21 protein-coding genes are annotated in these 26,155 nt (G+C 36.0%); all 21 read left to right on the top strand.

Features of this window, described 5'->3' with window-relative positions:
- Nucleotides 1-137 precede the first annotated feature (137 nt).
- The 21 genes from HN014_RS03045 to HN014_RS02945 all read left to right on the top strand — a co-directional run bounded on the left by HN014_RS03045 (nt 138) and on the right by HN014_RS02945 (nt 26,072).
- Nucleotides 138-2,201 carry a thiamine pyrophosphate-dependent enzyme gene (locus HN014_RS03045; protein ID WP_176027420.1) on the top strand — a complete coding sequence of 688 codons (2,064 nt, stop codon included), beginning with the start codon at nt 138-140 and terminating at the stop codon, nt 2,199-2,201.
- Between the two features lie 226 nt (nt 2,202-2,427).
- Nucleotides 2,428-3,102: an HAD family hydrolase gene (locus HN014_RS03040; protein ID WP_176027419.1), complete on the top strand. Its 675-nt coding sequence runs from the start codon at nt 2,428-2,430 to the stop codon at nt 3,100-3,102.
- Between the two features lie 145 nt (nt 3,103-3,247).
- Nucleotides 3,248-3,829: an alkylphosphonate utilization protein gene (locus tag HN014_RS03035; RefSeq protein ID WP_176027418.1), complete on the top strand. Its 582-nt coding sequence runs from the start codon at nt 3,248-3,250 to the stop codon at nt 3,827-3,829.
- Between the two features lie 374 nt (nt 3,830-4,203).
- Nucleotides 4,204-4,947 carry a DUF6261 family protein gene (locus HN014_RS03030; protein WP_176027417.1) on the top strand — a complete coding sequence of 248 codons (744 nt, stop codon included), beginning with the start codon at nt 4,204-4,206 and terminating at the stop codon, nt 4,945-4,947.
- A gap of 753 nt (nt 4,948-5,700) precedes the next feature.
- Nucleotides 5,701-6,273, top strand: coding sequence for a hypothetical protein (locus HN014_RS03025; RefSeq protein WP_176027416.1), 573 nt, complete (start codon nt 5,701-5,703; stop codon nt 6,271-6,273).
- A gap of 25 nt (nt 6,274-6,298) precedes the next feature.
- The gene (locus HN014_RS03020; RefSeq protein ID WP_176027415.1) at nt 6,299-6,883 is read left to right on the top strand and encodes an acyltransferase; all 585 of its coding nucleotides are present in this window, start codon (nt 6,299-6,301) and stop codon (nt 6,881-6,883) included.
- A 5-nt stretch (nt 6,884-6,888) separates the two neighbouring features.
- The gene (locus tag HN014_RS03015; RefSeq protein WP_176027414.1) at nt 6,889-7,860 is read left to right on the top strand and encodes a Gfo/Idh/MocA family protein; all 972 of its coding nucleotides are present in this window, start codon (nt 6,889-6,891) and stop codon (nt 7,858-7,860) included.
- 94 nt (nt 7,861-7,954) lie between these two features.
- A complete protein-coding gene (locus tag HN014_RS03010; protein ID WP_176027413.1) occupies nt 7,955-9,397 on the top strand; it encodes a lipopolysaccharide biosynthesis protein in 1,443 nt (480 codons plus the stop codon).
- Between the two features lie 53 nt (nt 9,398-9,450).
- Nucleotides 9,451-10,284 carry an FkbM family methyltransferase gene (locus tag HN014_RS03005; protein ID WP_176027412.1) on the top strand — a complete coding sequence of 278 codons (834 nt, stop codon included), beginning with the start codon at nt 9,451-9,453 and terminating at the stop codon, nt 10,282-10,284.
- Entirely contained in the window at nt 10,281-11,375 is a 1,095-nt protein-coding gene (locus tag HN014_RS03000; RefSeq protein ID WP_176027411.1) for a glycosyltransferase, read from the top strand. The genes HN014_RS03005 and HN014_RS03000 overlap by 4 nt, the downstream gene beginning before the upstream one ends.
- A 92-nt stretch (nt 11,376-11,467) precedes the next feature.
- Nucleotides 11,468-12,787, top strand: coding sequence for a glycosyltransferase family 39 protein (locus HN014_RS02995; RefSeq protein ID WP_176027410.1), 1,320 nt, complete (start codon nt 11,468-11,470; stop codon nt 12,785-12,787).
- A gap of 15 nt (nt 12,788-12,802) precedes the next feature.
- Nucleotides 12,803-14,548: a hypothetical protein gene (locus tag HN014_RS02990; RefSeq protein WP_176027409.1), complete on the top strand. Its 1,746-nt coding sequence runs from the start codon at nt 12,803-12,805 to the stop codon at nt 14,546-14,548.
- Between the two features lie 113 nt (nt 14,549-14,661).
- Nucleotides 14,662-15,804, top strand: a complete 1,143-nt coding sequence (locus HN014_RS02985) for a hypothetical protein (RefSeq protein ID WP_176027408.1) — start codon at nt 14,662-14,664, stop codon at nt 15,802-15,804.
- 19 nt (nt 15,805-15,823) lie between these two features.
- Nucleotides 15,824-16,750: a glycosyltransferase gene (locus tag HN014_RS02980; RefSeq protein WP_176027407.1), complete on the top strand. Its 927-nt coding sequence runs from the start codon at nt 15,824-15,826 to the stop codon at nt 16,748-16,750.
- Complete coding sequence (locus HN014_RS02975; protein WP_176027406.1) at nt 16,743-17,747, top strand: GNAT family N-acetyltransferase; 1,005 nt, start codon at nt 16,743-16,745, stop codon at nt 17,745-17,747. The genes HN014_RS02980 and HN014_RS02975 overlap by 8 nt, the downstream gene beginning before the upstream one ends.
- Nucleotides 17,748-17,787: 40 nt before the next feature.
- On the top strand, nt 17,788-18,852 hold the full coding sequence (locus tag HN014_RS02970) for a DUF354 domain-containing protein (RefSeq protein ID WP_176027405.1): 1,065 nt from the start codon (nt 17,788-17,790) through the stop codon (nt 18,850-18,852).
- 6 nt (nt 18,853-18,858) lie between these two features.
- Nucleotides 18,859-19,614 (top strand): hypothetical protein, encoded by a 756-nt coding sequence (locus HN014_RS02965; RefSeq protein ID WP_176027404.1) that lies wholly within the window; start codon nt 18,859-18,861, stop codon nt 19,612-19,614.
- A gap of 3 nt (nt 19,615-19,617) precedes the next feature.
- Entirely contained in the window at nt 19,618-21,054 is a 1,437-nt protein-coding gene (locus HN014_RS02960) for an MBOAT family protein (RefSeq protein WP_176027403.1), read from the top strand.
- Complete coding sequence (locus HN014_RS02955; protein WP_176027402.1) at nt 21,054-21,983, top strand: hypothetical protein; 930 nt, start codon at nt 21,054-21,056, stop codon at nt 21,981-21,983. Before HN014_RS02960 ends, HN014_RS02955 begins: the two co-directional genes overlap by 1 nt.
- A gap of 387 nt (nt 21,984-22,370) precedes the next feature.
- Nucleotides 22,371-23,531: a sugar transferase gene (locus HN014_RS22705; RefSeq protein WP_176027401.1), complete on the top strand. Its 1,161-nt coding sequence runs from the start codon at nt 22,371-22,373 to the stop codon at nt 23,529-23,531.
- Between the two features lie 162 nt (nt 23,532-23,693).
- Nucleotides 23,694-26,072: a tyrosine-protein kinase gene (locus HN014_RS02945; RefSeq protein ID WP_176027400.1), complete on the top strand. Its 2,379-nt coding sequence runs from the start codon at nt 23,694-23,696 to the stop codon at nt 26,070-26,072.
- The last annotated feature ends 83 nt before the right edge of the window (nt 26,073-26,155 follow it).

The raw sequence follows: 26,155 nt of genomic DNA, 5'->3' as shown, positions 1-26,155 counted from the left end.
CACGAGGCATTAGTTGGAAACAAATTTTCAATTTCAAGACAAGCCTCGGGGTATGATACCCTTTGGTGGTGTCAATAAAATAATCCTTTTGGAGATGCGAAATGAAATAAGCATCCCAAAATACAAAACATAAAGAGATGTTAGCAGAAAAAACAATTGCAAAAGAAGTTCTACAAAAGGCATTTGATATGTTGTGTACGGCAAAATCAATGGCAGAACTATATGAAGAAAATTTTAAGGTAGTATCCAAATATGTTCATGCTACCTCCAGAGGACATGAAGCGATTCAGATAGCTACCGCCCTTCAGTTATTACCACAGGATTATGCCTTTCCGTATTATCGCGATGACGCTATGTTATTAGGAATAGGAATGCGCCCCTATGAGTTAATGTTGCAATTGTTAGCTAAAAAAGAAGACCCGTTTTCAGGAGGAAGAACCTATTATTCACATCCGAGCTTACGAGATGAGGATAAACCAAAAATTCCACATCAGTCTTCTGCTACTGGAATGCAGGCAATTCCTTCTACAGGAGTAGCTTTGGGATTACAGTACAAAGAATTAGTAGGTATAGATGATAAAGAAATAAAAGAAAAACCATTAGTGGTTTGTTCTCTGGGAGATGCTTCTGTAACAGAAGGAGAAATCGCAGAAGCATTCCAGATGGCAGCTTTGAAGCAACTACCGATTTTATACCTGGTACAGGATAATGGGTGGGATATTTCTGCTAATGAAGCAGAGACAAGAGCGCAAAATGCTTTTGAGTATGCCAGAGGATTTAATGGGTTGGATGCTATTTCTATTGACGGAGCTAATTTTATAGAAAGTTACCTGGCGGTGCAGGAAGCGATCCGTGTGATTCGTGAAGAACGTCGCCCAATGTTGGTGCATGCCAAAGTACCTTTGTTAAACCATCATACCTCAGGTGTGCGAATGGAATGGTATAGAGATGATCTGGAAGAAGCCAGAACACGTGATCCATACCCGGTACTTCGTAAACAACTATTGGATAATGGATTTACAGAAGAAGCGGTAGTTGCTATAGAAAATTCGGCAAAAGAAACCGTGCAAAAGGATTTGGAAGAAGCTATGAAAGCAGAAGATCCAAAACCAGAAGATTTATTTACACATGACTTTGCTCCTACACCGATCACAGAAGAAGCAGGAGAACGTGCTCCAAAGGATAAAGATGAGGTGGTAATGGTCGATTGTGCCTTATTTGCTGTTGAAGAGTTGATGAGAGAAGATAAAGCTTGTTTGTTATATGGTCAGGATGTAGGAGGACGTTTAGGAGGAGTATTCAGAGAAGCTGCAACCTTAGCACAGAAATTCGGAGATGAACGTGTCTTTAATACCCCTATACAAGAAGCATTTATAGTGGGGTCGACCGTAGGAATGTCAGCAGTAGGATTAAAACCAATTGTAGAAGTTCAGTTTGCAGATTATATATGGCCGGGATTAAACCAGTTGTTTACAGAAGTTAGCCGTTCGTGCTATTTATCCAATGGAAAATGGCCGGTTTCTATGATTCTTAGAGTGCCAATCGGAGCCTATGGAAGCGGAGGACCTTATCATTCTTCTTCTGTAGAATCTGTAATTACCAATATTAGAGGTATTAAGATTGCATACCCTAGTAATGGAGCGGATCTAAAAGGATTGATGAAAGCAGCATATCACGACCCAAATCCAGTTGTGATACTAGAACACAAAGGACTATACTGGTCCAAGGTCAAAGGGACAGAAGCAGCAAGAACCATAGAACCAGCAGAAGATTATGTACTACCTTTTGGAAAAGCAAATATTGTTCAGCGTATTTGGGAGCAGGAAGAAAAGGAAACGCTAACCATAATTACCTATGGAATGGGAGTACATTGGGCGTTGCAAGCGACAAAAGATTATAAAGAAGTAGTAGAAATAGTAGACTTAAGAACACTGTATCCACTCGATGAAGAAACGATTATGACCTCTGTGCGAAAAACAAAAAAATGTCTTGTCGTTACCGAAGAACCTAGTAATAATTCGTTTGCCAGAGCATTAGCAGGGAAAATACAGGAAGAATGTTTCAAGTCTCTGGATGCTCCTGTGATGACAATAGGATCTGAGAATATGCCGGCAATTCCATTAAATAGTACCCTGGAACAAACCATGATTCCATCGGCAGAAAAAGTCAAAGCCAAAGTATTGGAGTTATTAGCGTATTAATATAACAACCATTTATATTACAAGAACACCTGTAGATTCTTTTAGCATCTCAGGTGTTTTTTTATAGCTAACTTTTTCACTAATAGATGAGTAGCGGGATTGTTAGGTTTGCAGAGGAAAAGAACGATTAATCTTACAATATTTCTAGTAACAAATTTTCTTCTTTGGGTACTAATATATAGAGCGTCTTTACGTTCTATGAGTCAATCATCATAAATCAATCATCATGAAAAAAACGTATCAAGGGGTACTGTTCGATTTGGATGGAACCCTGCTAAATACTATTAATCTTTACGGGTATTTAGTAAATCAATTATTGGAGGAGTATGGATTTCCAGGTCATACATTAGATGACTACAAAAGTTTTATAGGTTCCGGAACCCGTAATCTTATCAAAAGGTCGCTTCCAGCAGAAAAGCAAACGGAAGATCATATTGCTCCTATGGTGGAGCGTTTCAAAGAGTTGTATGAAAAACATTATACTGAGAAATGCAAAGCCTATAAAGGCATCAGAGAAACATTAATCTCCTTAAAATCATCTGGAGTTCGGCTAGGTGTATTGACGAACAAAGTTCATTATCTGGCTGTTGCATGTGTTAAACATTATTTCCCGGAGGTACGATTCGATATGGTTATTGGGCAAAGTAAGGAATACAGAAAACCAGAGCCTTCTGGAGCGATAGCCCTGGCAGGAAAGTTCGGACTACCGATGGCAGATATTGTAATGATCGGAGATACGGAAGTTGATATTCAAACTGCTAAGAATGCAGGAATGGACAGTATTGCTGTCAGTTGGGGATTTCGTAAAAAAGAAGCCTTGCAGGCAGAAAATCCTACCTATATGATCGATACTTGCAAGGAGCTGCAATCTATCTTACTGGCAGTTACCAGTTGCTCATAAACAACAAGAGGAGCTTCTTGCCAGGATGAGATGATAGCACATGCAAAAAAAATAGTTAATCCCTCTTAATTCAAAGGATAAATAGTATTATTGCATTTTGTGCTATGATATCTGTAGTGATATCAATAACATTACGATAGGAAATATGACGAAGATAGATAAGGAGCTTCTGCAACGAAGCAATGCCAGCTGTGAATTATGTGGTAATACGGAGCAATTAGCAGCATATGCAGTTCCTCCGGTAAGCACGCCTACGATCGATACAAGTATCTGGGCATGTAAGGTATGTACAGATCAGATTACAATCCCGGAGACCATGGATGTGAATCACTGGAGATGCCTTAATGATAGTATGTGGAGTCCAGTGCCCGCTGTACAGGTAATGGCATGGAGGCTGCTACATCGGTTAAAGGCAGAAGGCTGGCCACAGGATTTACTAGATATGATGTATTTGGATGAGGAAACCGCTTCCTGGGCAGCAGCTACCGGAGAAGGAAAAGAAGATGAAGATACAATTCGGCATATTGATAGCAATGGAGCCACACTACAGACAGGAGATAGTGTTGTGTTAATAAAAGACCTCAATGTCAAAGGAGCTAATTTTACGGCTAAAAGAGGAACTGCTGTTCGAAATATTTCTTTGGTGCAGGATAATGCCGAACAAATAGAAGGAAGAGTAAACGGTCAGCACATCGTTATTCTTACCAAATTTGTTAAGAAAACATAAAAATTGCCAGAAGATTCATATTCTAATATTCACTCCGCATCAAAACAAGATCATTTTATTGTTCGACGACAGCTTCAGCACGACTGCAGGAAGGTTTCGTCCACCGACGACGGGGATAACACAACTGCAGCAGAGATTCGTATCCTGTTGATATGCTCCACCTATCTGAAGGAATATTTTGTGCCCTGATGACGAAGAACATCATATTGCAGGATGGTTTTATTGTAAGAAGAAGAAGGGTTTGTGGTAAAAAGCAAAAAACATACATGTATTAAGTGTTAAAATATTGAAAATGTGCTAGTTAGTTTTTAAATTAAAAAACAATTTGATGCGTTGTCATCAAATAATGTATAACTAACTTAAATATTTTTAGTATGAATACTCCATATCTTAGCCGATTCCGCCATGGAGGTTTTTTGCAGTACATGAAAGACATACTGTCTTTATTAGTTCAGCAAGACCTAAACACATTACAATTAACGACCCAGAAAGCAGCATTAGAAGCACCAGTAGAAAAAATAGACGCTGCTTTTCAACAAGAAAAAGGAAGCACTCTTACTCAGGAAATCATCTTATTAGATGAACGAAGAGATAGAGCTATTGTAGGGATAAAAACCCTTGCAGAGGCATATACTTATCATTTTAAAGCAGCAGTAGCAGAAGCAGGAAGAGCCATTCTTTCTATGATACAGGCACATGGAACCAGTATTCAGCGGATGAGCTATCAGGAAGAAACGGCAACACTGGATAATATTATAGATGAATTAGAAAACGATCGAGAACTGGTAGCATCTGTGCGGAGGTTACATTTAGAATCCTGGGTCACAGAACTAAAATCAGCGAATACATTATTTACTCATAGCTATCTGGAAAGAGTAGAAGAAACTGCAGCAAACCAGGTATATGATATTAAAGAGTTGCGAAAAGAAGCAACAGATGCTTATCGGATTCTCATGCGCCATATCGAAGCACATGCTACCCTGGGTAATCATGAAGTATATCCGATTCTGGTCAATCAAATAGATGTTTTAGCAGGGCAGTATAATCAGGTCATAGAGAACAGAGCAGCGACCAAGGTATCCAGTCAGGTAGTATCCAGTGATGGACAAAACTTCTAATCCGGGTATAAAAAGGCATGTTTATAGTACGACATAATTCCTGTTTATAGACAATTCATATTCAGGAAATAAAAATTTTTTGATAGATGACAGTAGCTGTTATTGAAATGGTTACTGTTTTTTTGTTGGAAAAAAAGAATAGAAGGAAATAAAAGAAACCTTTCCATTATGTTTAATTCTTATGAGCGCTTTTAGCCATAGGTAATAGATATGTATAAGCTAAAAAAAGTATGTATAATATTAGATAGAAGGTGCCTGTGCCTTTTTATTAAAAAAGGAAATAAAAATGCAACGAATCAGCTAAGGGTTTCTTTTGTTTTTTTAAAAAAAAGAAGAAATTTTCCAGAGAAAATATAAGAGCTATTTGCTGATAAAAGATGCGGAATAGGAGGCTTTGTGTGTAGTAAGTGGTTGTTTTATAAATATATGCAGTATAAGGTTTGAGGAAAAACAGTATACTTTTCGAGTAAATAATAGTTAATTTTAAACCATAGTAGTTTAGTTAATTCTAAAGAAATAATTTGTATCAATCCCCATGATAGTATCGCTTCTATTACATAATAGTACTATGTAATATAGTTAAGATTTGCTCAAAATTATTTTTGGGATGAAGCCGAAACAATACGCTACTTCTAAATCTCTGTCTATACATACTAGTACGGTTTGCATATCAATATATGTGACCAGATGATATTTCAATGGGCTTATCTTTTTGATAAAAGATCTCTATTCAATGAAATATAAATATTCAATATGCAATGGATACGAATTGTTTTTATGGGGTGTATGTTTTGGTACATATGCGAAGGAAGAGCACAAGAATCACATTCATGGGTGTTTGGTCTTGGGTTTAATGTAGTTGATAATTCCGGAACCCAATTGAGTCAGATGCTGAATATAGAGGATAATTGGAATATCTCCCGATTGATAAAAGTATCAGGAGAGAAACGATTTGAATATGACTATGGAGTAGAGTTAAACATGACATTAAATGAGTTTACTCAGGGAAAAATGATTAACAGTGAATTGAATACAGTAAATACAAATTACCTGGCAATTGATGCTTTATTTAAGAATTATACAACCAACTACTTTTTAGACCCGCGTCACTCCTGGTATGATGGATTTCTTACAGGAGGAGCAGGAGGAAGCTTTTTTGACAGTACAATGAATGTCACGCTAAATTTTGGTTTTGGAATTAATTTCAAAATAAATGAATCTGTTCGATTCAATTTTATGAGCCTGGCAAAATTCGCCCTGATTAATAACAGTACTGGAAATGCGAATCATTTTCAGCACTCAGTATCTACCATCATCTGGATGTAGCTATAAATAAAAAAATAGAAATAGTATGATTGATACAACAGTAAAATATTTCGTGCATGATACAGCTGTAGTGGATGAAGATTGCCGCATAGGGGAAAAAACTAAAATATGGCATTTTTCACACATTATGAGTAATTGCTATATCGGAGCAGGATGTAATATAGGACAGAATGTAGTGATTTCTCCAGAGGTCGTATTAGGGAATAATGTGAAAATACAAAACAATGTTTCTGTGTACACCGGGGTAACCTGTGAAGATGATGTGTTTTTAGGACCGTCTTGTGTATTTACGAATGTAACCAATCCCAGAAGTGCAGTAAACAGGAGGGGGCAGTATAGCAAAACACATGTGGGTAAAGGCGCTACTATAGGTGCAAATGCTACCATAGTATGCGGGCATGATATCGGAGCCTTCTCTTTTATAGGAGCAGGAGCTGTAGTAACAAAAGATATAAAACCTTATGCATTGGTTGTTGGTAATCCTGCAACACAAATAGGGTGGATGAGTGAGTATGGACACCGGCTGGAATTTAATGCCGACGGACTGGCAATATGTCCGGAAAGTAAAGAACAATATCGTATTAATAATGAACTGGTAACTAAGATATAAATCATATGGGAGGAAAGAATTTTGCATTAATGGGCGCAGCAGGATACATCGCACCAAAACACCTGAAAGCGATAAGAGAAACTAATAATAATTTGATAGCTGCTTTAGATAAATTTGACAGTGTCGGGATTTTGGACAGTTATTTTCCGAATACAGATTTCTTTGTCGAATTTGAACGATTCGATAGGCATATAGAAAAACTACAAAGGAGAAAAGGGATTCATACAGATTATGTGAGTATTTGTACCCCCAATTATTTGCATGATTCCCATATTCGTATGGCGCTTAGGAGGGGATCTGATGCCATCTGCGAGAAACCACTTGTACTCAATCCATGGAATATAAAACCTTTGATAGATATAGAAAAAGAATCGGGAAATAGGGTACATACCATTCTTCAATTACGATTACACCCGAGTATTCTGGCATTAAAAGAACAAGTCGATAACGGTCCCAAGGATAAAATCTACGATATTGATCTGACATATCTAACTTCCAGAGGAAGTTGGTATAATAGTTCATGGAAAGGAGATGTTAGCAAATCCGGTGGTGTCGCTACCAATATTGGAGTACACTTTTTCGATATGTTATGTTGGATCTTTGGTGGTGTAACGGACAATAGAGTACATCTGCATACAAAAGATTCTGCCGCTGGATATCTCGAATTAGAGAGAGCCAGAGTCCGATGGTTTCTTTCCATTGATTATGCGAATATCCCTAATGAGATAAAAGAAAAAGGACAACGCACCTACAGATCGATAGAAGTAGATGGTAATGCGATAGAGTTTAGCACCGGATTTACAGAATTACATACAGAAAGCTATAAAGGCATCCTCAGAGGAGAGGGATATGGATTAGTTGATGCCAGACCTTCTATTGAGATTATCCATGATGTCAGAGAGGCAGAAATTGTATCCCTGAAAGGAGATTATCATCCGTTTTTGAAAAAACCAATCCTGGAGAAGCAATACGCCTGATCCGGTAGCAATATTTGATACTCAATAAAGTCAGTAAGAGTAATCAAAACGCTAATTAGAATGAAATAATTATGATTAAAAATTACGAAAACCAGTGAGCACATTAACCCAGAAAACAAAAGATGGACTGGTGTGGAGTAGTGTCGATAAATTTACCACCTTACTAATTCAGTTTGGGTTAGGAGTGGTTTTGGCAAGAATTCTTATGCCCAAAGATTACGGGCTTATTGGGATGATTGCCATTTTTATGGCAGTTTCTCAATCTCTTGTTGACAGTGGATTTTATACGGCTCTGGTACAAAAAAAAGAAGTGAATAAGCGCGATTATTCTACCATACTTTACTTTAACCTATTGATAAGCGGAATACTGTACAGTATACTCTTTTTTTCGTCAAAACTCATTGCCAATTTCTATGGAGAACCGGTATTAGAGAAACTTATAAAAGTCATAGGGGTCAGTATCGTCATTATCTCTACCACTATTGTACATAAGGCAATGTTGACCACTCAGGTAAACTTTAAGACACAGGCAGTTGTCAATATAGCTGCTATTATAGTCTCAGGAATAGTAGGGATATTTTTGGCATTGACAGGCTATGGTGTGTGGGCATTGGTATATCAATACGTAACGAGAACACTGGTTACCTCTGTGATGTATTGGAGTATGAACAGATGGAAACCGTTATTGATTTTTGATAAAAAAGCATTCAGGAGTATGTTCGGGTTTGGAGGGAATCTCATGCTTTCGGAATTAGTAAAGATCTTTTTTAAGAATTGCTACCTTATTATTATAGGAAAAGTATACAAAGCAGAAGAGTTGGGGTATTTTACACGAGCTACTTTGTTCAAGCAAATCCCGGCTACTTTAGTGGCTTCAATTTTACAAAATGTAACCTTCCCGATTATGGTAAAGGTTATTGAAGAACAAGACAAAGTAAAGCTATTGATGGTGAGAAGTATTCGGCTCACAGGTTTTTTATTAGCCCCGGTGATTGTTATTTTACTGTTTTGTGCAGAACCATTAATCAAAACACTTCTTACAGAAAAATGGTTGCCAACAGTAGTGTTGTTGCAGATATTGTCATTAGAAATAGTGTTTCATCCGATGCAATATATCAACCTCAATTTTCTCAATGCAAAAGGGCGTTCTGATCTGTTTTTGAGATTAGAACTTATCAAAAACCTATTGACAGTTATTGCAATTGTACTTACCTATAGATTAGGACTGATTCCAATGACTATAGGATATGTAGGAGTATCCTTTGTAGGCTTTTTTATCAATACCTACTATACCCGCAAGTATATTAATTATCCGGCATTAGAGCAACTAAAAGATTTGGCTCCCTATATCATGACTAGCGTAGGAATTGGAGCATTAACTTTTTTAATATGCAGAGGGCTGCCTTCGGGGCTTATACAATTGGTAGTCGGGGTCATTATGAATTTAGGATTTTACATCGTGCTCGCTTATGTGTTTAAGTTCAGAGAACTTACGGAAATTCAGGAAATCCTTATGAAGAAATTAAAATCAAAATAAAGAAGCAAAGGTGATATGAAAAAAAACACAAACCAAATAAAACCATTTTTGAAATGAAAAATATGCTTAAAAAAGGGATCGCTGGGGGGCTAAATATCATCATGTTTTTTTTGAGAAACAAGAAAAAGAAAGCCTCCTTAATGGAGTTTGCCAGTAAAATCCTGATGAATAAAACAAATGAGGTAGAATATGATCCGGATTATGATATGTACTGGTTAAAAGACAATGGGGAGTACCTCTATATAGTACCTAAACCATATTTTAACTTTAGTAAAGATAAATTGTTTGCCAGTATAGAACGCATTGCCTGCCAATATTATATTCCCAAAAAAGGAGATGTTATTCTGGATATCGGAGCTGGTATTGGTACAGAAACCCTGTATTTTTATGAAAAGACAGCCCATCAGGGACAAATATATTCTGTAGAGGCAAGTGCTGCCAGTCACAGCCGGTTAGAAAGTTTGTGTAAGAAGAATAAGATTGATATATCAGAGAACTTGCATCTGGCGATAACAGATAGTAATCAAAAAGTATGGATAGAAGAATCCGACACCTATCAGGTAGATGCGGTTAATAAGGAAGCTAAAGGGATTGCAGTAGATGGGGTAACATTGGATCACCTGATTACTGAGCGAAATATTCATACAATTGATTTTCTCAAAGTCAATATAGAAGGGTCTGAATTACAGATGATAGAAGGAATGCAAAAGGCTATAAAAATTACAAAAAACATAGCCGTTTCATGCCATGACTTTTTGTTTGATGATCAGCGAAATATCAAAAAAACCATGGCAGAATTTTTAGAGAACAATGGCTTTTTAGTCACTTATAACACCACAGGACATGAAGTAGTTGATAGCTGGATATACGGGACACAAGAGGTATGAATATCGTACATGTCATATCGACCTTGAACATTGGAGGAGCCGAGAACTTTGTAGTACAGTTGGCAAATGAACAAGTACGAGCCAATAGAGTAACCATCGTATTGCTGGGACAGACAAATAGTCTTCGCAATTATATACGAAATGTACATCCTGATATCAAGATCGTTCCATTAGGGTGGAAGAAGAAGTATTCCATTCGGCAATTTATGGAATTATATCGGCATATCCATGCTATCGGACCGAAGGTAATTCACGTGCATTTACACAATCCTTTTTATTATGTGTTTGCTATTTCATGTCTGTACAGAAATGTAAAATATATACACACGGTTCACAGTAGCTTTGATAACTGGAAAAAGGTATTTGTATGGGTTAACAGACTCCGGTATCTCAATAATAAAATAATGCATGTATGTGTAACAACCAGTATCTATAATGAATTACGCCGGACATATCCCAAATTGAAAAGTACAGTAATCAGAAATGGAATTCATCCGTACATTCCTAAAAGGAACATGGTCGCAATTAAAGATTTCTGGAATAGCTTCTCTAAAGTTCCTAAAAAAGGAGTTCGGTTTTTAGCGATTGGTAATATAAACCGGCATAAAAACTTTAAGCTGCTATCCCAGAGTTTTAAAGAGATCGCAGGTACAAATCCAGAAGTAATGTGCGTGCAAGTTGGATTGCCACTAAATAAACAATTAACAGATGAGGTGATTGCGATTAATGCACCCAATGTTTTTCTGGCCGGAGAGCAAGAAAAAGCAGCTGATTTTCTAAAAGAGACAGATGCATTAGTGGTTAGTTCCGTACAGGAAGGAATGCCCATTGTAGTATTAGAAGCATTGTCAATGGGAGTTCCTGTTATTACAACTCCGGCAGGAGGTTTAGTAGATATTATTAAAGAAAACTATAACGGATTTATTACCCCTGACATGGAAGTGGATTCAATGAGTGATGCGATCAGACGTTATATCGCATTGCCGGAGAAAGAAAAAGAACGCTTGTCAGATAATGCCAAAAAATGTTTTGAGAATCATTATCAGATAAAAACAATTGCCAGAGAATACTTAGTAAACTATATCGTGTAATAATGGATTGGAATAAAAGATATACAGACATATCAATATGCTTTGCACTTAGCATATTACTATTTCATATGCTCTTTTTTCCGTCTTATATTATGCCTTTACCAATTTTATTTACAGGAGTAGGGATTATTGTGTTCTTTTTTTTAGGAGTATATGCTTATAATAAATCCTGGAAGCATCAACCACATTTCAAACAGTCGATATTTATGCATAGTCTGTTGTATCGATTATTGGGGGTATTAGGGATGTATTGGTTGACAATGCTCTATGATCCGGCAAATTTACCTCTGGAGATATCAGCGTCAGATTCCTGGAACTACCACTACTCAGGTGTTATTGTGGCAAATGCAATACACGGAGGAGATGATATCTTTGAGCAACTTTCTTATTTCTGGAAAAGTGAAGCCGATTACGGGTTTTCGATATTAATTGGTACCCTGTATTCTTTCCTGGGGAAGAATATTCTGGTTATCAAAATATTTAATGCTCTTATAGGGGCTTTTACTGTTGTCAGAATCTATCAAATTACAGCTTTTGCATATGATGAGAAAAGAGCTCGGCTGGCAGGTGTTATTACCATGCTGATGCCTCCCTTATTATGGTTTGGAGGAATTTTTCTTAAAGAAACAGTCTTGATATTTCTCATTGTTAATACAGCTTATTATACAACTAAAATTATCAATCAAAGCAGGTTTTTACTTCTGTATGTATTGATTATTTTATGCCATTTTGGAGTTGTTTTTTATTTCCGGACAATTTTAGCGCCCCTACTTTTTTGCTGTGTATTGATGCAGTTGGTATTTTATAAGACTAAAAAGAAACGATATCGTTTCTTTTCAGGATTGATAACAGCCATTTTTATTGCAGGTAGTATATATGTGGTCAATACATTATCAATGGATAAACATCTGGAACCATTGATAGAAGCAAGTAAGAATCAATTCGGAACGGAATTATCCACGGCTTCTAAAAATAGAGGGATTACCTATGCAGCAGCCTTAATAGCCCCCTTGTTAATTGTAGGGGCAATTATAACACCTTTCCCTTCTGTCTTGGATTTTGAAGAGGCGCAATTGGGGATTTATGCACATTATCAGAATGAAATTATAAGGAATAGTCTGTACTTCTTTGTATTTCTTGGATTGTATAGGGCGGTTAAACTACGTAATAGGGAGACGATTTTTATACTTAGCTTTTCGATTATCTATATCGTTATTCTGGCAATATCAGGAATCTCATTTCAGGATAGATTCCAGATCTTATCCCTTCCGTTTTTAATTGTATTCATGTCTGATGGTATTATCGCCGATCACAAAAGAAAAAAGCAACAATGGATACTGTATTTGGGATTTATTTTTCTGGCCATTTTTATGTGGAATGTATTTAAACTATCAAATCGAGGACTTTTATAATTAAAAATGAGGATCATGGGTGAATTTATTCTTTTTAATACTTCAGTAAAATCGTATCAGAGGAAAGTGTTTTCAGGAACTTCTATACAATTATCCAGGCATTGGGAGTTGATGACAAATGATACGTATACTATTATAGAATACAATGATGTAAAGGTGATTCTTCTGGGCGATTTTATAGACTCTATAGAAAACCTCAAAGACATGGAGGACCATGCGATTCCCCGATGCAGAGGAAATTTTTATGCTATAGTAATCAGAGGCGAGCGACTATCATTGTACAGCAGTTTCCTTAGTATATTACCTATTTTCTATCATAAGGACAAAACGATATTCTCTTCTTCAATTTCGTGGATACAGAAATGGAAAAATACAGAATATACGATTGATAAAAAATATATTCTGGAGTGTTTATTGTTTAACTATGGCTTTTTTAATAGAACCTTATACCAGGAAATTCACTTATTGCCATGTCATACATTTTTGACATTTCAGGAGAATAGCGTTTCTGTAATTAAACATTTTGAAACCAGAAGGCTATTTACCAGTTTCCCTAATGAAGGAAGTAAGGTTGCCGGTACATTGAGTGACTTGTTTATCAATACTGTCAAGACGTATTTCCCTGATGACTTTTTTAATATCGCTTTTACCAGTGGATTTGATGGTAGAACACTGGTTAGTTGTGCGACACATCTAAACAAAAACTTCAGAACCTTTTCATTTGGTAAAATAGAAAATGACGATGTGCGAATTCCAATGCTTAATGCCGAAGAATTAGGCATCCCATATCATTATTTTGATTTAGGAACTGAAGACTATTATAACAATAAGTACTATGCAAATGCCCAAAAGTATTTATCATCAGGATATCAGGGGAATGGATTTTTATACGCTCATTTTTTGTATAGTGCCAGACAAGTGAGTAAGGAATCCAGATATCTGATTTCAGGTGTTATAGGGAGTGAGTTATTTAGAGCACTTCATACAACAGGAGCTGTTACTTCCCATGCATTAGCAGATGTTTTTCGAATTGAAAGAGAGCAGGAATTAATAGAAAGACTCCGAAATTCTCCTGTATTGGAGGTATTGGTTAAAAATGAGTTTCTTATGGAGTTAAAAGAGCTACTGGAAGAAATCATTGCCTATAAAAAAGGATTGCCTAAGGAGCTTTCTGTCAATCAGCAGTTTTACTCTTTTGTTTTTGAAGAGACCTTCAGGAAGTTTTTTGGACAGTGGATTGTCGCACAACAGCAATACCTCACCGTTAGGACTCCTTTTTTAGACTTTAATTTTATCAGAGAGCTATTGCAAAGTCAATATGCAGGAGCGAACAATGATTTTTTTACCAACAACCCTCTAAAAAGGATGAAAGGACAGTATCTCTATGCAGATATTATCAAAAAAACGAATGAGACCATCTACCATCAGATGACAGGAAAAGGGTATCGCCCTATTGATGTTAGAGAGATGCGGTATCATCACAACATTATGATTCCTTTTCTAACCAAACGATTGAAACGCAAAGTAACCAAAACAAACTTGGATAATCTGGGGATTATATCAGGGATAAAAAGTAATCAGCAAGCCCTGTATAAAACATTGAGTGATGTCCCTTACTTTAATTTGGCAAAAATAGAAAAACAGCTCACAGAACTATCTCCCTACACAGTAGAGAAAGAGCGGGATGCTCTTCTGATGAGCTTATCATTAGTACACAATATACAATCTGTAAAAAAGAAAAAAGAAAAAGAATACGTATGAGAAATCAGATACCATAATCCCCTGATATATTCACTATGGATATGAATATAGTTGAGATCATTGATTTGTTAACAAAGAAAGTGAAACCCGATAAATAATAACAAAGAGAACATATGGAACAGCTACAATATTACGGTCAGCATGATGACTTAATAAGTTCTATAGGGACTCTAAAAAAGTATGACAAACATATGAAAGAGATTATAGCATTAATGGATTATAAAAGTAAGTTCGGGTCCAAGCATTTTGATACGCCATACAGGAGCGGAATGGATAAAAAGAAACTTGCTACTTACTTTAGAGAAGTAGGGTATACAATTCATTACAGATATCTGAATGAAATTGACTTAAAAACCAATGAGTATAAGAATAAGCATATTATTTACACCTCTTCTGAGGATATAGGATACCTCTATAAATCATATATAGAAGATATCATATATGCATTAGAATTATCAGGAGCAAAAGTAATTCCGGAGTATAAACACCTGAGAGCTAATAATAACAAGGTGTTTATGGAATTATACAGAGATAGTCTCCAGCTCACAGAAAATATAAAATCGGTTGTTTTTGGGAGTCTTAAGGATATAGAAATGCATTTGGATACTATAGAATATCCAGTGGTATTCAAAACATCCGGAGGAGCATCAGGGACAGGGGTATCTCTCGTATCATCAGAAAAAGAACTCCTTAGAAAAATCAAATCAGAAAGTCCCAGGAATTATAAGATGGACGCCAAAGATCAGCTGAGAGCCTTAAAGCACAAAGGGTATATTAAAGAATCTGTATATAGAAAAAAATTTGTACTTCAGCAGTTTATTCCAGACCTCGTCAATGACTGGAAGGTATACTTTTTTGGAGAGAAATTATACATTTTCAAAAGACCAATTCTATCCGGAAGAGGGATTAAGGCGAGTGGAGGAGGATATGATAATTATTACTATGGCTTGGAAGCAGAAGCACCTCCTGGATTGTTTGATTTTGCATTTGATATTTTTCAAAAACTCGAAGTCCCGCATGTTTCTATTGATATTGCATATGATGGGACCAACTTTTATCTAATAGAATTTCAATCGCTCTATTTTGGTACGGCAGGGATTCCATATTCAGAAGGCTATTTTAGAAAAATGAAGGAGGGGTGGAGATTTATAGAACAGAAATTAGAGGTAGAAAAGGTATTTGCGGATAGTATCATCCGATACCTAAGTCATCAATCTGATCAGGTAACCTCAGAAGCGTATCAAGCAGAGTATTAATTTTTTTAAAAAGAAGCGCATGGAAATACTTTTTGTGAGTAGTGGTAATACACAACGAGGAATAACTCCGATAGTATACAATCAAGGAGTCTCCCTAAGATCGATAGGGCATGATGTCGCCTTTTTTACAATTAAAGGAAAAGGACTAAAAGGATATATCCGGAATATATTCATTCTGAGGAGTTACCTGAAAAGACATTCTTATGATGTCATACACGCTCATTATTCATTAAGCGGAATGGTTGCCTCCTTGGCAGGAGCATCCCCTTTAGTAGTTTCCCTTATGGGAAGCGATGTCAAAGCATCTTCGCTGATTGCCTGGGGAATTTCACTTTTTAAAAAAATCTTTTGGAAAAAAGTGATTGTAAAATCTAAAGATATGAAAGAAGCTACCGCTATGGAAGAAGTAAAAATACTTCCGAATGGAGTAGATTTTGATACATTCAAGCCTATTTCCAAGAAAAAGTCTCTGGAGAAAACGGGCTGGTGTCCGTATAAAAAACATATTCTTTTTGCGGGAAACCCGAGGCGAAAAGTAAAGAACTATGCACTGGCAGAAAAAGCGTTTAACTGTCTGAGAGATGAGTCTGTAGAAATGCATCCGTTAATCAATATCCCCAATCCCTTAATGCCATATTATTTTAATGCTGCAGATGTAGTGATCTTGACGAGTCTATGGGAAGGGTCGCCGAATGTGATAAAAGAAGCCATGGCGTGTAATTGTAAGATTGTGGCTGTGGATGTAGGAGATATCCGGGAACTGATTTCTGATACTTACGGATGTTTTGTGACCAGACCTGATGAAAAAGAACTAGCTTCAAAACTCAAAGAGGCACTGCGATTAGATGCTTCAAAAACCAATGGTCGTGATCAAATAGCACATTTGAACGCCAAAGTAATCGCAGAAAAACTGACTACTATTTATAAAGATGTGATAGATGATTGATCAATGTAGTATTACAACCGATAGGACACAACTATCCGAGAAGCAATGGAAGTCAATATTGGAAGAAGATACAGCTAATTTTTTTCAGACGCCACAGGCATTACTGTTTTTTGAAAAAACAGGAATAAAAACATTTTCATTTATCGCATTAGCAGGAGAAGATGTTTTAGGTATTGTTTCAGGAATTATTCTCAAAGAAAAAGGGATACAAGCATCTCTTACCAGTAGAGCAATCATATATGGAGGTCCTGTTTTTTCAAAAAAAGCAACGAAGCAAGATATTTCCGGACTTCTTACTGCTGTGATTGAGGGGTTAAAAAATAAGGTAATATATATTGAAATACGGAATTTTACGGACTATAGCAATTATCGAAACCTATATGAAGAAGTCGGGTTTTCGTATCAGCCACATCTCAATTTTCAAGTAGCCTGTGATGATTACGCCTTAATGAAAAAACGAATGAGTAGTAGTAAATTGAGGCAAATAAAGAAGAGCATCAAAGCAGGAGCCAGTATCCAAACAGCTACAACAGAAGCGGAGATAAAAGCGTATTACACTTTATTATATCACCTGTACAAAACAAAAGTAAAAACTCCATTACCGACATATCAGTTTTTTAAAAAACTTTGGGAGACCAATACAGCAGTATTCTTATTAATAGCTTATAAGGATGAAATTATAGGAGGTATTGTATGTCCTGTTTTTTCTGACAAAGTGATTTATGAATGGTTTATATGCGGAATGGATAGAGTGTATAAAGATGTATACCCCAGTGTATTGGCGACATGGGCCGCTATGGAATATGCCCATCGTCATCACATTGCTTGTTTTGATTTTATGGGAGCCGGGAAACCCGAAGAAGCATATGGGGTTAGAGAATTCAAATCAAAGTTCGGAGGAGTAGAAGTAGAATACGGTCGTTTTTTGTGTGTCTCAAAACCCATTTTGTATGAGATAGGCAAAACCGCTGTAAAAGTATTAAAGAGAAAAAAGTAAGCATTTCTGTTCGAAAAGCGAATAAAAAATAAACGATACTATGAGAGTATTAATAGATATAGGACATCCCGGACATGTACATTTATTTAGAAATTTTGCTAATATCATGATGGCTAATGGTCATCATATCCTATTTACATGTAGAGAAAAAGAGTTTGAAATAGAACTACTCAAGGCAGCAGGGTTCTCATATGTCTCTTTTGGGAAAAAATATTCCAGTACCATAGGGAAATTAATAGGTCTTATCAAGTTCGATATTATGGAATTTATCGAAGGTGTAAAGTTTAAACCTGATATATTAATGAGTCACGGATCGCCATATGCCGCCCATGCAGCAAAGATGTTGGGGAAACCACATATATCCCTGGAGGATTCCGGTAATTGGGAACAGATGAAAATATACCTTCCCTTTACAGCATGTGTATTAACACCAGATGTACTTTTTGAAGATCTGGGAACCAAACAAATACGATATACTTCATATCACGAATTAGCATATTTACACCCACATTATTTTCAGTCAACAGGAAAAGCACGTGAAATTTTAGGGTTAAAAGAAGGAGAGCAATATGTGATTTTGCGATTTGTCTCATGGAACGCATCTCATGATAAAGGGCAGCGGGGGTTTTCGGAAAAAGAGAAGGAAAGGATCATTTCTTACTTGTCTTCCAGGTATAGAGTATTTATTACTTCAGAGGGAGATTTGCCAGTACAATATGAATCTTTTAGAATAAAGATTTCTCCGGAGAAAATTCATGAGGTATTGGCAGAAGCGATATTCTTTGTAGGAGAAGGAGCGACAATGGCAGCAGAGTCTGGTGTTTTAGGAACCCCTTCAATTTATGTGAATTCTATCCGAAGAGCTTATAATGAAGATCAGGAACAATATGGACTGGTTTTTAATTTTCAGAATGAAGAAGGAGTTTTTGAAAAAATAAAGGAAATAGAACAACTTCCGAATATAAAAGAAACCTTTCAGAAGAGACGAGAAAAAATGCTGGCAGATAAGATCGATCTTACCGCTTTTATGGTGTGGTTTGTAGAAAATTACCCCGCAAGTAGAGAAGAAATAAGAGAGAATCCGGCACTTCAATTAAATTTTTAAAAACCTATGGATTTTACAATTCAGATATACACACAATTTTTAAAGAGCCTACAAGCTGGCGGTTATTGTTTTCAAACTGTAGAACAATACCTGAATACTCCTAAAGAACGGACGATTATGCTGAGGCACGATGTAGACTTATTACCGTTTAATTCGTTAGATTTTGCAGAAATACAATCAGATTTGGGGATTGTGGGAACCTATTATTTCCGGGCAGTTCCTGAAAGCTGGAATGAAGAAGTAATCACCTATATAGCATCGCTGGGACATGAAATAGGATATCATTACGAGTGTTTGACTACCTGTAATGGAGATATGGAGAAAGGGATTGTAGATTTTGAAGAAAATCTGAACGCTTTAAGAAAATTGGCTCCTGTAAAAACGATCTGTATGCATGGAAGTCCAATGTCTAAATACGATTCTAAAGACCTATGGAAACAATATCGGTATCAGGCGTATGATATAATAGGTGAACCGTATTTTGATATTAATTTTGAAGAGGTGTTTTATATAACAGATACAGGTAGAAAGTGGGATGGACATGCAGCCAGTGTACGAGATAAAGTACAAACCAGCTTTACCCAAAGATACCATACCACAAAGGAAATTATTGATGCTATCGCAGCAGGAGATTTTCCGTCTAGAGTGATGTTCACTTTTCATCCGCAGCGCTGGAGTGATAACTTTGTTAAGTGGGGAAAAGAATTAGTCGTACAAAATGTGAAAAATGTTATAAAAAAACATTTTTACGTCAATCGATAAGCTATGATTTTTAATTCTCTGGATTTTGCCCTTTTCCTGCCAATTGTATTTGTACTGTACTGGTTTGTAGTTGCCAAAAGTTTGACATTACAAAATGGGTTGATTGTCATTGCTAGCTATGTGTTTTACGGATGGTGGGATTGGAAGTTTTTAACACTGATTCTTTTTAGTAGCATTGTAGATTATACTGTAGGCTTGGAAATGAAGAAAACATCAGCTCCTCTTCGGCGTAAGGCACTTTTATGGACCAGTATAGGGGTGAATTTAGGTTTTTTAGGATTCTTTAAGTACTACAACTTTTTTATAGAAAACTTTCAAAGTGCTTTTTCCCTTTTTGGAACTGAAATAGCAGTCAATACATTAAATATTATATTGCCAGTGGGGATTAGTTTTTATACGTTCCAGACATTGAGTTATTCAATCGATGTCTACCGAGAGAAGATAGAACCTACCAGAGATTTTATTGCATTTAGTGCTTTTGTTAGTTTTTTTCCTCAGTTGGTAGCAGGTCCTATTGAGAGAGCAACCAATCTATTACCCCAGTTTTATAAAAAAAGAGTGTTCTCATACGAAAAAGCTGCTGATGGAATGCGGCAGATACTGTGGGGATTGCTAAAAAAAATGGTAATAGCCGATAACTGTGCAGAATATGCCAATCTGATTTTTAATCATTCAGAAAATTATTCAGGAAGTACATTACTCCTGGGGGCATTGTTTTTTACATTTCAGATTTATGGAGATTTTTCGGGCTATTCTGATATCGCAATAGGGACGTCTCGTTTATTTGGGTTTCATCTGAACCGAAATTTTGCATATCCCTATTTTTCCCGGAATATAGCTGAGTTCTGGAGAAGATGGCATATCTCTCTGTCTACCTGGTTTAGAGATTATGTATATATCCCTTTAGGCGGGAGCAAAGGGGGAACAGGAATGAAAATTCGCAATACGTTTATCATCTTTATCGTCAGTGGGTTTTGGCATGGGGCAAACTGGACGTTTATTGTTTGGGGAATATTAAACGCCTTATATTTTTTGCCATTGCTATTGACCAATAAGAATAGAAATTACCTGAATACTGTTGCAGAAGACCGATGGTTTCCTTCTCTGAGAGAATTAGTTCAGATAGGGATAACATTTCTGCTAACAGTGATTGCCTGGATATTTTTTAGAGCAGAAAACATAACCCATGGAGTGGAATACATCGCATCGATGTTTTCAGGTTCATTGTTTAGCTATCCCGAAGTAATGTCCGTAAAAGTACTGTTGTTGGTGATGTGCTGTCTGGTAATTGAATGGTTAGGGAGGCATTATGAACATGCATTAGCACATTTGCCAACTGCTTTTCCTCTAATGGTGAGATGGACTATTTATGGAGGTTTTGTCGTACTGCTATTTTATTTTACAGGAAAACAACAACAATTTATTTATTTTCAATTTTAATGAGAAAGTTCCTATATAAATCATCACTCTTTATCGCTATTTACTTATTGGCGTTATTTTTATTGCCATTGTTAGAAGAAAACAAAGAGACTTCAGATGCTTTTATGGCAGCAATGAACGATAAGCATATGGCAGCTTCAAAGATTAAAAAACCAAAAATTATCCTTTTGGGAGGATCTAATCTGGTCTTTGGAGTAAATAGTAAACAAATAGGAGAAGCAGTAGGAATGCCTATAGTAAATATGGGATTGCATGCACAGTTAGGTTTAGAATTTATTCTCAACGAGGCAAAAAATCTGATTCGGGACAATGATGTGGTGATCTTATCTATGGAACATTTGATGACCTTGGAAGGGAATAAGGAATTACAGTCATTAGCAGCGTATTATTATCCTGAATCAAGAACCTACTATGATAAAGAAGAAAGAGGACTTTCTTTTTTTCTGGAAGACCGGCATTTGTCTTTCAAGAAGATTATTGACCGTTGGTTTGGGCTAAAAGAGTTGGATGAAGTATATAGTAGAAGAACGTTTAATGAAGAAGGAGATGGCACTTTGCACCTTCCCAAACCCGGGCTAAAAGAATTGGGGAGTAAAGAAGTTATTAAAGAGCATAAGAAACAAGAAATACACGCATTGAATGCGTTTTTAGAAACAGTGATGTCACAAAATATCACTCTGTTGTTTTCATATGCTCCCTATGAACAATCAGAATATCAAAAAAACAGAGAAGTGTTAGATAAAATACATGAGGCCATAAAGGAAAAATTGAAATGGGAAATTATATCAGAACCCGATGATTTTGTTTATCCGGCGGACTACTTTTTTGATAGCGTATATCATTTAAATAAGGAAGGGAGAAGTATACATACGACCAGACTCATCGAAAAATTGAAAAATAGATATGGGAAAAAATACAATAAAGCTTGATTTACAGGGGATAAATACCCCGTAGAAACACCTGTTTTGATATTTTTTATCGGTATTCTTTGATTTATATCTTAATTTTTATAGAAAAAAAGTACTTTTTGTGTAGGGGTTTTACTACTTCTGTGTGTGTTAAGCGCTAACGGGCTACGGTTTTTGTGTAGAAAACAAGCAAGAGTTTGATTTACAGTGTATTTAGGTAGTAATACTACGGTAAATCCGTTCTGTATATTCGGTTGTATATCATAACTTTAAGTGTGTAACCAAGACTTAAATATATGAGTAAATTAATTAATAAAAACCTATTTAGAAAAGAAGGTAAAACTTCTGAACTTATCGAGCCGAACCCATATCAGTTTAGAACATATTTTATTAATTTAAACTTACATAATGATTAGCAGAACAGTGGGGGCTGAAGCTATTCATTATTTCAAAACAAAAAACCAAGATCTTACAACACCTGTTTCTTCAGACTCTCAACCTTATACGATAAGGGATACCCGTAAGATAACATTAGAACAAATAATAACCAGACGATTAGGTAATCAAGTCTGTGAATTTATCAGTGAACAAGTAAACCATATGAGATTACAAGATGTTTTCTTATGTGATACCAGAAAAGTAAATGGGATACTCGATTCAGATATTTACACTTGCAGTGCGATTATTAATCTTCATAGAGTTAATGATTATAGAAGAATAAACAAATTCTTTGAATCCGTTAATATGAAGTTACCCGAAGGAGGTCTTTTCATTAATAATGTTGAGACCTATGAAACGCGGAAAAAAAGAATATTAAAAAAATTTCCCAGACCTTTTAGCTATGCATATTATTTGACAGATTTTGTGTTTACCCGTATTATGCCAAAGCTAAAACTAACTAAAAAGTTATATTTCGATATAACGAATGGGCATGGAAGAGTACTTACAAAAGCAGAAACATTAGGTCGGTTGTATTCCTGTGGTTTTGAAGTCATAGAAGAAAAAGTAATCGATGACCGCTTGTATTTTGTAGCCAAAAAAGTAAAAAGACCAAACTTTGATATGGATCCTAGCTATGGACCATTGATACGACTAAAACGAGTAGGAAAAGGAGGAAAACCCATTAAGGTATATAAATTCAGAACCATGTACCCGTATGCAGAATACCTACAACAATATGTTTTTGAATGTAATGACCTGAAAGAAGGTGGGAAAATAAAAAATGATTTCAGGATTTCTAATGAAGGAAAACTTCTCAGAAAATACTGGATAGATGAATTACCCATGTTACTCAACTTACTAAAAGGAGAGATGAAATTGGTAGGGGGGCGTCCTTTGAGTAGCCATTACTTTGGGTTATACTCTAAAGAATTGCAGGAAAAAAGAATCCGGTTTAAACCAGGATTGATCCCTCCTTTTTATGCAGACCTGCCCAAAACACTGGATGAAATTATGGCTTCTGAAATGAGGTACCTGGAAGCCTATGAGAAAAAACCTCTAGCGACAGACATAAAATACCTGTGTAAGATCATAACTAATATCGTTGTGAGAGGAAAAAGAAGTTCTTAGTTGTTGTTTCGTAATTCTTTAAAAACAAGTTATTTGAGGGGATTACGTAATTTTTTTGATGGATCATTCTAAATTTAATTTTTAATAATGAAGGTAGAAGGATAATGGTTAAATTTAGAATGATTTTACTAGTAAACACAAAAAACAAAAAGAACTCATAGGATGAATTATGAGATTGAAGACGACTCCGGAAGCCTTGTTATAAAAGAACTATTTGAAAAATATATTCGCTATTGGAAATTATTTTTAGCGGCGTTCATTTTTAGCTGCATTGCAGGATTTTTATACCTGAGATATACTCCCAAAATTTATAGGGTAACTTCTTCCATTTTGATTAAAGCCGAAAAAAATGGAATGCTTTCTGAACTTTCTGCTTTTGAAGATTTAACTATTTTCAAAAATGCAAACCGGGAAGTAGAAAATGAAATCGAAATATTGAGATCACGACCATTGATGGAGAATGTCGTAAAAAAACTACATCTCAATGTATCGTATTATTCCAAGACAAAATTTTCAAAACGACTTGTCGAATTAGCAGAAAATAGTCCGATCGAAGTAGCTTTTCACGATATTGACATTACGACTCCCGGAATCACATTTATCATCAAGATTCTTTCCAGTGAGCAGTATGAAATTGTAGATGTATTGGGAAATCCCATATTACGCGGAACATTTGGAGAGTGTACTTTTACCGAGATTAGTGATATTACCATAAGACCGGATTATAGGCGCTTACCAGAATATATCGGAAAAAAAATTCATGTAAGCATGATCCCTTTGCTAGATGTGGTAGAAGGGTATAAGTCTGCAATTAAAATAGGATTGACTGATCAGAAAACCAGTGTGGTTACGCTAACCATGCTCACTCCCGCTAAAGAAAAAGCAAAAGAGATATTAAATGGTTTGATTGACGAATATAATGTGGATGTTATTAATGATAAAAACCAAATAGCAGAAAATACGGCTGTTTTTATCAAGGAACGTTTACAGATTATCAATAAAGAATTGGGAGATTTAGAGAAAAATGTAGAATCTTTCAAAACAGAAAACAGTCTTACAGATGTCAGTGTAGAAGCTTCGTTGTTTTTAGAAACGGCCTCATTTAATGAAAAAGAAGCGTTGGAGACGAATATTCAGATTGGATTGGTTGATTTTATATTGGACTATCTGAATAATTCATCTGTGGATTTATTGCCTGCGAATTTAGGTTTTTCGGATCATACTATCGCTACAATGATTCTGAAGTATAATGAAATTGCTTTACAGCGGAATAGAATACAGAAGAGCACTAATGAAGACAACCCGGCACTGATAACCATAACAGAAAAATTAAAAAGTATTGAGCAGAGCCTGGAACAAAGCCTGAGAAATCAAAAAAAGACATTGCGATTAAAACTCACGGATCTAAAAAGAAGAGATCGAGAGATGAGTTCTAAAATTGCCGCCTTACCGGCTAAGGAACGAAAACTACGAGATATTCAGCGGCAGCAACAGATAAAAGAAACATTGTTCCTCTACCTATTAGAAAAGAGAGAGGAAACCGCAATTTCTTTGGCGGCAACTGTATCCAATGCCAAAGTAATCGAAAAAGCATATAGTAGCAGAGCTCCGGTAAGTCCTAAAAAGAATCGGGTGTTTTTATCCATATTTCTAGCAAGTGTACTAGTACCGGTGTCATTAATATTTGTAAAGGACTTGTTTGATACTAAGATCAGTAGTCTAAAAGAAATTAAGAAAAAAATTCCTTTTGCGATAGCTGGAGATATTCCCAGAACTGACGAAAAACGAAGACTGGTTGTTGGAGATGTAGACCGGTCGAGTATTGCAGAATCATTTCGGCTGTTGGAGATAAATATTAATTTCTTACTCGCAAATACCGCTCCAGGTTGCAAAACGATTCTGATTACATCTACGATAAAGGGAGAAGGAAAATCATTTGTAGCCAGTAATCTAGGAGTAACATTGGGACGATCAGAGAAGAAAATAGTTTTATTAGAGATGGATCTGCGATCTTCTATGCTGAAAGAAAGTATGGGGATTCAACCTCATAAAGGAATTACCAATTTTATCAAAGATAAGGAGTTACAGATTGAGGATATCGTGACCAATGCTCCAACATTTAAAAACCTGGATGTAATTACTTCAGGTCCTAAACCTCCTAATCCTGCAGAATTATTGAAAAATGAACGGGTAAAAGAACTATTTGCCCAGCTGAGAGAGACTTATGACTATATTCTGATAGATACCCCTCCGGTAAGTTTAGTAGCAGATACATTGCTGTTAAGCCCATATACCGATCTGTGTCTGTACATTGTACGATTTAATTATTCGGATAAACGATTAATAGAAGTACCAAGGCATTTGTATAAAGACCAGCGCTTTAGGCAAATGGCATTGTTGATTAATGATGTATACCAGAAAAAATCATACGGCTATGGCTACGGTTACGGTTACGGCTATGGATATGGCTACGGTTATGGCTATGGAGAAAGAAAGAAAAAGAAAGGAATTCGAAGATTACTTCCTAAAGTATTTAGATAAGCGGTATTTCTTACCTCCCAGGAATGCTTTTGCCAATATTTTTTTTGCACTACTATAGAAATGTCGAATTAATTAACAATTTG

The sequence above is a fragment of the Aquimarina sp. TRL1 genome (assembly GCF_013365535.1).
GTDB classification, from domain to species: Bacteria; Bacteroidota; Bacteroidia; order Flavobacteriales; family Flavobacteriaceae; genus Aquimarina; species Aquimarina hainanensis.
The sequence above is the reverse complement of the archived record's forward strand: the minus strand, read 5'-3'. Positions and strand labels throughout refer to the sequence as shown.

Bases quoted from the DNA above. Each gene is read 5' to 3' on its own strand.
- HN014_RS03045 (WP_176027420.1), top strand. From the start codon at position 138: ATGTTAGCAGAAAAAACAATTGCAAAAGAAGTTCTACAAAAGGCATTT.
- HN014_RS03040 (WP_176027419.1), top strand. From the start codon at position 2,428: ATGAAAAAAACGTATCAAGGGGTACTGTTCGATTTGGATGGAACCCTG.
- HN014_RS03035 (WP_176027418.1), top strand. From the start codon at position 3,248: ATGACGAAGATAGATAAGGAGCTTCTGCAACGAAGCAATGCCAGCTGT.
- HN014_RS03030 (WP_176027417.1), top strand. From the start codon at position 4,204: ATGAATACTCCATATCTTAGCCGATTCCGCCATGGAGGTTTTTTGCAG.
- HN014_RS03025 (WP_176027416.1), top strand. From the start codon at position 5,701: ATGCAATGGATACGAATTGTTTTTATGGGGTGTATGTTTTGGTACATA.
- HN014_RS03020 (WP_176027415.1), top strand. From the start codon at position 6,299: ATGATTGATACAACAGTAAAATATTTCGTGCATGATACAGCTGTAGTG.
- HN014_RS03015 (WP_176027414.1), top strand. From the start codon at position 6,889: ATGGGAGGAAAGAATTTTGCATTAATGGGCGCAGCAGGATACATCGCA.
- HN014_RS03005 (WP_176027412.1), top strand. From the start codon at position 9,451: ATGAAAAATATGCTTAAAAAAGGGATCGCTGGGGGGCTAAATATCATC.
- HN014_RS03000 (WP_176027411.1), top strand. From the start codon at position 10,281: ATGAATATCGTACATGTCATATCGACCTTGAACATTGGAGGAGCCGAG.
- HN014_RS02995 (WP_176027410.1), top strand. From the start codon at position 11,468: ATGCCTTTACCAATTTTATTTACAGGAGTAGGGATTATTGTGTTCTTT.
- HN014_RS02990 (WP_176027409.1), top strand. From the start codon at position 12,803: ATGGGTGAATTTATTCTTTTTAATACTTCAGTAAAATCGTATCAGAGG.
- HN014_RS02985 (WP_176027408.1), top strand. From the start codon at position 14,662: ATGGAACAGCTACAATATTACGGTCAGCATGATGACTTAATAAGTTCT.
- HN014_RS02980 (WP_176027407.1), top strand. From the start codon at position 15,824: ATGGAAATACTTTTTGTGAGTAGTGGTAATACACAACGAGGAATAACT.
- HN014_RS02975 (WP_176027406.1), top strand. From the start codon at position 16,743: ATGATTGATCAATGTAGTATTACAACCGATAGGACACAACTATCCGAG.
- HN014_RS02970 (WP_176027405.1), top strand. From the start codon at position 17,788: ATGAGAGTATTAATAGATATAGGACATCCCGGACATGTACATTTATTT.
- HN014_RS02965 (WP_176027404.1), top strand. From the start codon at position 18,859: ATGGATTTTACAATTCAGATATACACACAATTTTTAAAGAGCCTACAA.
- HN014_RS02960 (WP_176027403.1), top strand. From the start codon at position 19,618: ATGATTTTTAATTCTCTGGATTTTGCCCTTTTCCTGCCAATTGTATTT.
- HN014_RS02955 (WP_176027402.1), top strand. From the start codon at position 21,054: ATGAGAAAGTTCCTATATAAATCATCACTCTTTATCGCTATTTACTTA.
- HN014_RS22705 (WP_176027401.1), top strand. From the start codon at position 22,371: ATGATTAGCAGAACAGTGGGGGCTGAAGCTATTCATTATTTCAAAACA.
- HN014_RS02945 (WP_176027400.1), top strand. From the start codon at position 23,694: ATGAATTATGAGATTGAAGACGACTCCGGAAGCCTTGTTATAAAAGAA.